This window comes from Polyangium fumosum (assembly GCF_005144585.1).
In the GTDB taxonomy this organism is placed as follows: domain Bacteria; phylum Myxococcota_A; class Polyangia; order Polyangiales; family Polyangiaceae; genus Polyangium; species Polyangium fumosum.
The window spans coordinates 1-1,334 of record NZ_SSMQ01000185.1 but is presented as its reverse complement, the minus strand read 5'-3'; the positions used below and the strand labels follow the sequence as shown (position 1 = coordinate 1,334).

Genomic DNA, 1,334 nt, shown 5'->3' with positions numbered 1-1,334 from the left:
CCATCGATCACACCACCCACACGGCAAGCGCCCAGCGCGGCGGCGAACTCATGACCTCGCAGGCCAGCGCGAACTCGTGATCGCTGTCGAGATCGAGGATTTCTGCGGATCGGGATGGTTGTCTACAAACGAGCAGGGAGCGCTCGTTCTGTCCTCGACCGAGGGCCCAAAGTGCGTTGACCTGCCGATGGGCACGGCTCTCGCGAGCAAGATGGCCGAGGTCATCTTCTCAGAGCCTGGTACCTGCGAGCCCAGCGGGGGAGAGGTCCTTGGTGCCACGTACAAGGACCTTCCCGTGACTTTTTGTTGCGTCCAAGAACTCGCCCCACCGCCATGAGTACTGCGGGCGCTCAGTCGCAGATCCCATTCACGCAAGAAAGGTGGAGGCAGTCCTCATTCTTGGTGCAAGGATACCCGTCCTTCCACGCGCAGGTCCCCGCAAGACCACAGATCTGTCCGGAAAGGCAGCCAGCCCATGGGATGGGACCGGCGATCTGGACGCATTCCCCATCGACCTCGCACTGCTGGCAGCCGTCGCAGACGACCTTGCAGCAGACGTCGCTGGCCGCGCAAATGCCTGTTGCGCACTGCTCGTCTGTCTCGCACTTGTAACCGGTGCAAACGGGACAGTGGCCAAGCAAGGAGCCGCAGTCGACGCCCGTTTCGTCCCCATTCTGGATCCCGTCGTCACATCGGACGCAGAGGCCCTCCCAGCAGTAGCCTGCCGGGCAGTCGGCATCCACGTTGCACGTCCCCGGGCACAGCGGGCACGACCCGCCGCAGTCGACGTCAGTCTCGTCCCCGTTCTTCACCCCGTCGTCGCAGCGCGAGCACACGTTCCCGGCCTCGCAGGTATGCCCCGGCTTGCAGTCCGCGTCCTGCAGGCACCCGATGCACGTGCCCGCGCCGTCGCACACGCCGGGGCACTTGTCTGGGCCTGGGCAGGTATCCATCATGCAGCGGAAGCCCACGCGCTCGTTGAAGCTGTGGCAGGTGCCGTCGCACATCCAGCCCGTGCAGGCAGGCGGCCTGCCGCACTCTACGCCTGTCGTACACGGGCAGCCCTCGCCGCCGTCGTCGCACGCAGGATCGCTGCACGACGGCAAGGCCGCGAGGGCTGGGAAAACAAGCGTGGCAGTAACTGAAGCAACAAGGCGACGAAGGTTCATAGGGCCTCCTTGGCGGCCCGCATTGTACTCTGGGTGGAGCTAGCAGCCCGTGGATCTACGCCACCCCAATCGCGAGCCCAACACCCCGCACATGACCCCGTCGCATCCCGTCCCACGCATCCCGGGAAAATCGTGCCAACCGCCTCGGCGTGCTCCGCACCAGAG

Annotated in this window: 1 protein-coding gene; it reads right to left on the bottom strand. The window is 65.2% G+C overall.

Annotated elements, in window-relative coordinates:
• Positions 1-350: 350 nt before the first annotated feature.
• The gene (locus E8A74_RS51625; protein WP_136936583.1) at positions 351-1,169 is read right to left on the bottom strand and encodes a hypothetical protein; all 819 of its coding nucleotides are present in this window, start codon (positions 1,167-1,169) and stop codon (positions 351-353) included.
• Positions 1,170-1,334: the final 165 nt, after the last annotated feature.

Coding starts and splice junctions, on each gene's coding strand:
- E8A74_RS51625 (WP_136936583.1), bottom strand. CDS start 1,169: ATGAACCTTCGTCGCCTTGTTGCTTCAGTTACTGCCACGCTTGTTTTC.